The following is a 6,980-nucleotide window of genomic DNA, read 5'->3' on the forward strand; positions in this document are numbered from 1 at the left end:
TTACCAAGATTTTATACTTAAAATTGAATCGCCGCCTAAACTGAAAAAGTTGTCATGAATACTGATTTCCTTTTGGTTTAAGATGTTTTTCCAAATCGTGGCGAGTTGGCTTTCTACCTCGTTGCGCGGCGTTTCAAATTGATTGTGAAAGTTAATGCTAGGTTCTGGTAGGGCTTGACGGTCAATTTTGCCATTGACAGTTAAGGGCAGTTTGTCCAACACAGTAAAACTGGTGGGCTGCATGTAATCGGGCAATGTCCCCAGTTTTGTAGATGCGCTCCCGTTTGCCGAATAGTTGGACTTCAATGAATTTTTCGGCGGTGAGTTCGGGGCGGTTGAGGTAGCCGCGAGCCAAACCCGCTCCAGCAATGCACAGTTGACCATCGATGCCAACTGGTTGGGGTTGGTAAAATTGATCTAACACCCATAATTGTATGTTATTCAATGCTTTCCCAATGGGAACGGCCCGTTCTAAGTGTTCTGATAACAGCGTTGATTCAAAATAGCTGCTATCAATGGTAGCTTCGCTAACACCATAGGAACTGATTAACCGAGTGTGGTTGGCACAACAGTCTTTCAGTGTATAATATTCATGCAAATACCAGAGTTCAGAACCTATAATTACAAGAGATAAATGGAGTTTTTGGCCAGTTTGGTGCAAGTATGTCTGCAATGGACGGATGACGGAAGGGACATAACACCAGTTTGGCTCCGCTGCATAAAGCACGCACCCAATCTCCTGTGAATACATCAAAAGAGAAACTAGCCATTTGCAAGTGTGCATGAAGTTGATTTAGATAATAAGCAGAAGCCCCAACTCTGATAAATATTAATCAGACTACTGTGTTCAATTTCGACACCTTTGGGCTGTCCAGTCGATCCAGAAGTATAAATCACATATGCCAAATCGTTGGACTGGATGGGTAAACTTGGGTTATGTTGGGCTTGGGAAGCAAAATGGGTTTCATCTAAATAAACCACGGCTGATTCTGTTTTAGGCAGTTGCGCTTGTAATTGACTTTGCGTCAATAACACCGGCGCTGCACTGTCATTCAGCATATAAGCAATACGTTCGGTGGGATAGTTGATATCTATTGGTACATAAGCACCACCGGCTTTGAGAATACCAAGTAAACCAATTAGCATGTCCAAAGAACGTTCAACACAGATGGCTATCAGTGGGTTGTGTGTGTCTTTAAATGCTGAGAGTGATAGTAGTTTGTGGGCAAGTTGGTTAGCTTTGGCGTTGAGTTGCCGATAAGTCAGCGACTGGTTTTCAAATACGACAGCAATGTTATCCGGCGTTTTGGCAAGCTGCTGCTCAAACAATGCAACAATAGTCAGATTTTTCGGATAATCCATTTGGGTTTGATTCCACGTTTGAAGTTGTTGTATTTCTGAAGCAGTGAGGATGGGAAGGGCTGCAATTGATGAACTGTCAGTTAGTATCGCTTGCAAAATTGTCATTAAACGATTGTGTAATGCTTGAATTTATGCTTGGGTGAAATAAGCGTAATATTGTGATATTGTGATATGCAATCGTCAGCGGTTTTCACTAAATCATAACGAAACAGCGGTTTACCATGCAATTTAAATGGTTGGTCAAACCGATTTCGCATCCAGTCTAGCGCGGAATCATCCTTCCCGGAAAAATCCTGCACTGGCACAGAAACCGATAAGTTCATAAAAGTTTGCAAAGGCAATCCATAGTCATCTGTTGTATCCGTTAAAATCGTGCGTAGGGATGATGTCAGAGGGTAGTGGGTTTGTTTTACTTGGGTGTTCATAATCAGTCGGAGCGTCATCATTTGTTGGAGTGCAACGCAAAGCGTTGGCTACGCTTTGCATAAGTTTGCTTTTATAATGGCATTGACCCTACGCTTGCTCCTTACTAAAAAATCAAGGACTTACATAGCTTTCCTGATTTTTTAGTATCTATACCTGCGTTGCGGTCTATCATTTCTTGGTTTTGCTTGATTTACCTTGATATTTCTCCCTTTAAGAGAACTCCCATTTAGAGAGTTTATCGCTTTTTGACCCTCTGCTTGGTTTGGCATTTCAAGAAATCCAAAGTCTCTCGATTGTCCTGATTTTTTATAAGTAATTACGCTTGCTATCGATACTTCACCATACTCAGCAAATAGCTTTTTTAACTCTGAGTCAGTCATGCTATGCGGCAAATTACCTACATAAATATTCATTCCGTATGCGGCTGGTAAAATACATAACAAGGAGCATAAGCTCAAAATGTAAAAAATAGTTTTTCTCATATTTTCTCTACCTATATGTTTTTCAAAAAAATTAACGACGGTTGATTTACAGCAAGACTCAAAGCATAGCATGTATGAGCGGTTTTTACCCATCGCCAACATGTTTTGTTTTGAGCCAAAGTTATTAACTTTGGTTATAAGTTAGGGCTTAATTGAAAAAATCAAGCTTTGTGCTGGTAATAATTGAGATCAGAGCATAAGTAGAGTGGGTAGAGGGTTGATATTTCATATAAAAAATATAAATCATTAAATAGCGTGGAATTTTTGCGTCAGGAATGGCTAATCAGATTGATAGTGCATTGGAAATAACCGCCTTCTACATGCGGTTTGTGTGTAATTGCTTTATCCATTGAGTTTTGTTTAAAATTGAATCGCCGCCTAAACTGAAAAAGTTGTCATGAATACTGATTTCCTTTTGGTTTAAGATGTTTTTCCAAATAGTGGCGAGTTGGCTTTCTACCTTGTTGCGCGGCGTTTCAAATTGATTGTGAAAGTTAATGCTAGGTTCTGGTAGGGCTTGACGGTCAATTTTGCCATTGACAGTTAAGGTAGATAAATTGATCCTATTCATTAAGTACAACCGATTTTTTTATTCAAAAGGGAAAGATATAAATACTGTTGGATTAACTTCCCAGCCATAATTTTTACCAAAAAAGTTTTTTGATATTTCTATTTCAGTACCAATCTCAACATTTGATAATGGTAAACGTAGCTGTGGTTCTGTTAAGAACACATGCTTTTCATCATCTTTCCAGTAATCGAGAAAACCATTAAAGGAAAAATTCCAATTTCCTAAGCTAAAAGGTTGACCCCAAGCAAAGGTTACTTGATAAGAAGTATCTTGTGTGTCTTCTTCACGTATTAAAAAATGTATGTTAGAAAATCCAAAATTAGGTTGTCCAGCAAAATCTATGCTCATTCCATAGAGCCAAACCCGATTAATGAATCCGCGATCACTATCATTGTATTGAATTGTTGCGTAAGTATCACCAAGATATTTTCCCGGCAAAATTTTGCTACCAAAAATTTTATCTAAGCTAAAATGTGGTGCATATTCAAAATATAATGTGTCAGCTTCAGCTTTAAAATCCGGTTTACCTTCAATATCAAGAAAGAAAAAATTATCTCCATATTTCCATTTTGAAAAATGTTCAAAAGTTCCAGTTAATATATCACTTTCTAATGGTTTACGATCAAAATCCGCATGAAGCTGGAATTATGTTTTAGAAAAATAAGACTCTTCTTTTGCAGCTACTGGTATTGTAGTTGTATTTTGACACAATTTTTTTAATTTAATTTTCTCTATTTATCATTAATATTTTTATAGACTTGTCAAAATTTTTCTTATAAAAACAATATTACATGATTTTTAGACAACTCTTATGTATATCAACAATACGCTTACCATAGGTAGGTATTGGAAGCATTGTTGAAATTTATTAAGGTGAATTATCTAAGTTCTTTAGACTTAATTTCACCACCTTCATAGCACCAAATCTCAATGGGGGCGATAACATCTCCATGTTCATCAAAATCAACAGTTCCCGATGCCCCTTGATAATTGATAGTAAGCCCACTATTTAGCGTTTTCATGCCTTGTCTTAATCCTTCTATCCCGGCTACAACTTCTTGTCCTTTTGGATCATTAATATGACGTAAGTAGTCGCGGATAGTGATAGCCGTTGGTGCTTTACCAGTGGCGGCTTGAGCAGCATAAGCTGCAAGTCCAGCACTAATTACTGCATCGTAAGTATTAGACATAAAAGGTTTTTGAGATATATTACCACCATATTCAGCTATGTAGCCTTTTTCAAATTTCTTCCATGATGTTGTATTCTTATCTACGCCCGGTGCTGTACCACACATGCCTTCTAATGCCGTAGCCCCAACAATTTGAATGAGTTTTTCTGATTTACTACCATCTACAAAGAGAAAGTTATTGAAAAGCTTATTCTCAATAGCGAGTGGTATGTAGCCATTTGATTGATCTGAGATGCTCATAACCACCAGACCTTCTGCCCCTGCTGTTTTAGCCTTTTGCAGTGCTGCAAGATAAAGGTCTTTGTTTGTATCAAAATCTTTACTCGCTGTTTCTGGATGTGATACCTCAGCACTTATTGTGCCACCCAAAGCATTAAAATTATCCTTGAATACGTCCAGCAGACCTTTGCCGTAAACGTTATCAATATAAAGTACAGACAAGTTTCTGTAGCCTTTTTCATAAGCAAAGTTTGCTAATACAACCCCTTGTAAGGCATCTGAAGGCACAGTGCGAAACAGAAAATCTTTGCCTTCATCAACAGCCAGTGTAGTGATTTTAGGCGAACTAGAAAGATAAGAAATTAGTGGAATTTTCTTGACTATAGATATATTTTCAGCAACAGCAATCGTTGTGCTACTACTCGCAGCACCAATAATCACTTGAGTTTGAGCGTCTTCAATCAGTTCGCGGGCTGCCACTCCACAGGGTAACCTGCTTTGGCTAAATGCTTAGTAGCTAGCAATGCTGAGTTATGAACAGTTGTTCCAAAGTCGGACAACGCGCCAGTAAATGGGAAAATACCTCCCATCTTAACTTATCCGGTCTTAACTGATATAGGATTTATTCGTTGCTCAATCTTTCGTGTCACTGGCGAGTTATTTCTAAATTCTTCCACAACCCGATCCACCAGCAGTATGTCAGTCTTGCGGCAATTACCACGTTGACAGGCTTCTTTCAACATGGTGTAATTATCACCTCCGCCTGCCAAGAAGGCTTGAGTAGCTATTTTATAGTTGTTATCCATTTCAACCGCTGTACCATCTATAGTAAGCTTGGTGACTACCCCACCTTCAAGCAACGCATCCGAACACGGTTGCTGGTCACAATAATTAACTTGCATCCCGGCAATGCTTGGAAATGCACCAGTTAACTCACCACCAGCGTGAGTTAAACCATTATCTAAGGCGGCCACTAACTCACGGCCAGTCACATCCAAAATCACCACTTTATCACCGAAAGGTAGTAGCGTCAACAACTCACCCATAGTCACCTCACCTGCACCGATATTGCCACGTAGGCCACCAGTATTCATCAAGCTAGCAACCACGCCATCACTTTTCCCTGCTTCTAACATCACATCGCTAACAAGATTAGCAAGTACGCTTTCTTGGTAACGTATAATTTCTTCGTTCCCATCAAAAAACATCCCGGCAATACCTACTACTTCAAAAAAGCTCTTGGGTATCAAAGTGGCTTCAGTGAGCGTAAATTGCAATGGATCGGTATTTGGCATCATTTCCAAAACCGTTTTATAATGTTTTGAACCTTCCTCATTGCTGGTCTCCAAAATAGGAATACGCAGAATATTATTCTCTATCCCAAATGTGGCTGAAACAGGGCTGGTTCTGGAGGATTTTTTGGCATCTTTAAGAACAAATACCATAGGGTTCTTGGTTTCTCTCAACCAATTCATGTTTATATCGAAGGCACCTGCTCGTGTATCAGCAAGCTGTACACCAACGATTAGTATATCCAATTTGCCGCTTGCCCAAGAAAAAGAAGGATAGTCCACTTGAGCTGGGACATAATTAGCCAAGCCTAGTAGGCTCAAGCCAATTGGGATTATGTGCTTTTTTTCATTATTTAATACTTCCAAAAAATTAAATGTTGATCATACTGGATGACCGAGATAATGGAAAATACATTCGCCATTTGTTGGTATTATAATGCCTAATATTTGCTGTTGTCAAACGCAAATAATAATAAAAAGTGTTGTACAGGATATTATCAATGCTAATGAGAGATGCTGTTTGTGCAGTTGCTTATCTTTTTTCAATCCTAACAAGCTTATCTTCTGTTGCTGTTAAAGCTTCGATTATTTCAGCTTCTGCTGTGATTAAAAAAATTTGTTATTTTATTAAGATCGCGATAAATCCTTGTGGTAGATTTACCGCACCTGCTAATTTATCATAATTACCCTGAATCAGCTGTTTATTTATAATCATATCTAAATATAGACTGAGTTTAGCCAATTTTTCAATGCTCTTACTGATAAAGTCGCACCACTAATTCCATCAATATGAGAAAAATTGTTTAATGAATTACCTTTAAACTGATTAGTAAAAAAAGGATAACATACTTCCCAGCCGCGAGTTTCGCGAAAAATTAATACCTTAAAGCGTTCAATTCGCCCTTTATTAATCACAATTCCAGTAGTTATCGGTTTCTTTTTACCAATTTCCTCTAAAATCCAAACGTCGCACACGAGTTAGCCAAATCATACGAACTTTAGATGGCTGATAATTAAAGACTTAATTTAAAAAAGCACTAGGTTGCTGATATACGCCTTTAGCTATAACAGCTTGAACAGCAGCAACTACTCCAAAAGACATAGTAAATAAGCTTATTTTAGCTAAGTTTTTATATTGCAAATCAAAAAAATATTATTCAGATATTTGCCTAACAACATTTTCATAGAGAATATGACCTTTTATGAAGAGATAGGTGTTTTCTGGCGTAATGCCTAATAAGTAGGTACGCAAAAGTTTATTAACAAAAATAAGTACAACTAATTACGTGGATAAACTAATAAAGTTTAATTTAAATAATTTGTTTATCCACGTAATTCGCTGTACTTAATATTATGTAAATATGTTAAAATTTTAATTGAAACAACAACAAATCATTTTGAATGACGCAAGAAATAAAAAATGGATCAGACATACACA

The 6,980-nt window shown here is 37.7% G+C and carries 10 protein-coding genes and 1 pseudogene; 1 reads left to right on the top strand and 10 read right to left on the bottom strand.

The features are described from left to right. From BHU68_RS18330 to BHU68_RS08065, 9 genes and pseudogenes are all read right to left on the bottom strand, one after another. The gene (locus BHU68_RS18330) at positions 1–243 is read right to left on the bottom strand and encodes a phosphopantetheine-binding protein (RefSeq protein WP_445082182.1); all 243 of its coding nucleotides are present in this window, start codon (positions 241–243) and stop codon (positions 1–3) included. Continuing rightward, entirely contained in the window at positions 182–784 is a 603-nt protein-coding gene (locus tag BHU68_RS08030; RefSeq protein ID WP_083234302.1) for an AMP-binding protein, read from the bottom strand. Before BHU68_RS08030 ends, BHU68_RS18330 begins: the two co-directional genes overlap by 62 nt. Next, positions 763–1,467 carry an AMP-binding protein gene (locus BHU68_RS08035; RefSeq protein WP_069472813.1) on the bottom strand — a complete coding sequence of 235 codons (705 nt, stop codon included), beginning with the start codon at positions 1,465–1,467 and terminating at the stop codon, positions 763–765. Before BHU68_RS08035 ends, BHU68_RS08030 begins: the two co-directional genes overlap by 22 nt. Next, positions 1,467–1,787, bottom strand: a complete 321-nt coding sequence (locus BHU68_RS08040; RefSeq protein ID WP_141698851.1) for a hypothetical protein — start codon at positions 1,785–1,787, stop codon at positions 1,467–1,469. Before BHU68_RS08040 ends, BHU68_RS08035 begins: the two co-directional genes overlap by 1 nt. Before the next feature lie 141 nt (positions 1,788–1,928). Beyond that, positions 1,929–2,270 carry an RNA recognition motif domain-containing protein gene (locus BHU68_RS08045; protein WP_253181160.1) on the bottom strand — a complete coding sequence of 114 codons (342 nt, stop codon included), beginning with the start codon at positions 2,268–2,270 and terminating at the stop codon, positions 1,929–1,931. Positions 2,271–2,586: 316 nt separating this feature from the next. Next, positions 2,587–2,841 carry a phosphopantetheine-binding protein gene (locus BHU68_RS08050; protein ID WP_069472811.1) on the bottom strand — a complete coding sequence of 85 codons (255 nt, stop codon included), beginning with the start codon at positions 2,839–2,841 and terminating at the stop codon, positions 2,587–2,589. 18 nt (positions 2,842–2,859) lie between these two features. Then, a pseudogene (locus BHU68_RS08055) lies at positions 2,860–3,471 on the bottom strand (DUF5020 family protein); the annotation flags it as partial. A gap of 248 nt (positions 3,472–3,719) precedes the next feature. Next, on the bottom strand, positions 3,720–4,730 hold the full coding sequence (locus BHU68_RS08060; RefSeq protein ID WP_069472809.1) for an ABC transporter substrate-binding protein: 1,011 nt from the start codon (positions 4,728–4,730) through the stop codon (positions 3,720–3,722). Positions 4,731–4,846: 116 nt separating this feature from the next. Further along, positions 4,847–5,908: a 5'-nucleotidase C-terminal domain-containing protein gene (locus tag BHU68_RS08065; protein WP_069472808.1), complete on the bottom strand. Its 1,062-nt coding sequence runs from the start codon at positions 5,906–5,908 to the stop codon at positions 4,847–4,849. A gap of 134 nt (positions 5,909–6,042) precedes the next feature. On the opposite strand from BHU68_RS08065, the gene BHU68_RS17245 reads away from it, so the two are divergent. After that, entirely contained in the window at positions 6,043–6,225 is a 183-nt protein-coding gene (locus BHU68_RS17245; protein ID WP_069472976.1) for a hypothetical protein, read from the top strand. A gap of 34 nt (positions 6,226–6,259) precedes the next feature. Here the strand turns inward: BHU68_RS17245 and BHU68_RS17890 are convergent, their stop codons facing one another. Then, a complete protein-coding gene (locus tag BHU68_RS17890; RefSeq protein WP_069472977.1) occupies positions 6,260–6,517 on the bottom strand; it encodes an FMN-binding protein in 258 nt (85 codons plus the stop codon). Between the last annotated feature and the right edge of the window lie 463 nt (positions 6,518–6,980).

The organism is Candidatus Marithrix sp. Canyon 246, from assembly GCF_001723685.1.
Taxonomy (GTDB): Bacteria; Pseudomonadota; Gammaproteobacteria; order Beggiatoales; family Beggiatoaceae; genus Marithrix.

Excerpts from the sequence above, each read along its gene's own strand:
- BHU68_RS18330 (WP_445082182.1), bottom strand. The coding sequence starts at position 243 with ATGCAGCCCACCAGTTTTACTGTGTTGGACAAACTGCCCTTAACTGTC.
- BHU68_RS08030 (WP_083234302.1), bottom strand. The coding sequence starts at position 784 with ATGCACACTTGCAAATGGCTAGTTTCTCTTTTGATGTATTCACAGGAG.
- BHU68_RS08035 (WP_069472813.1), bottom strand. The coding sequence starts at position 1,467 with ATGACAATTTTGCAAGCGATACTAACTGACAGTTCATCAATTGCAGCC.
- BHU68_RS08040 (WP_141698851.1), bottom strand. The coding sequence starts at position 1,787 with ATGAACACCCAAGTAAAACAAACCCACTACCCTCTGACATCATCCCTA.
- BHU68_RS08045 (WP_253181160.1), bottom strand. The coding sequence starts at position 2,270 with ATGAGAAAAACTATTTTTTACATTTTGAGCTTATGCTCCTTGTTATGT.
- BHU68_RS08050 (WP_069472811.1), bottom strand. The coding sequence starts at position 2,841 with ATGAATAGGATCAATTTATCTACCTTAACTGTCAATGGCAAAATTGAC.
- BHU68_RS17245 (WP_069472976.1), top strand. The coding sequence starts at position 6,043 with ATGCTAATGAGAGATGCTGTTTGTGCAGTTGCTTATCTTTTTTCAATC.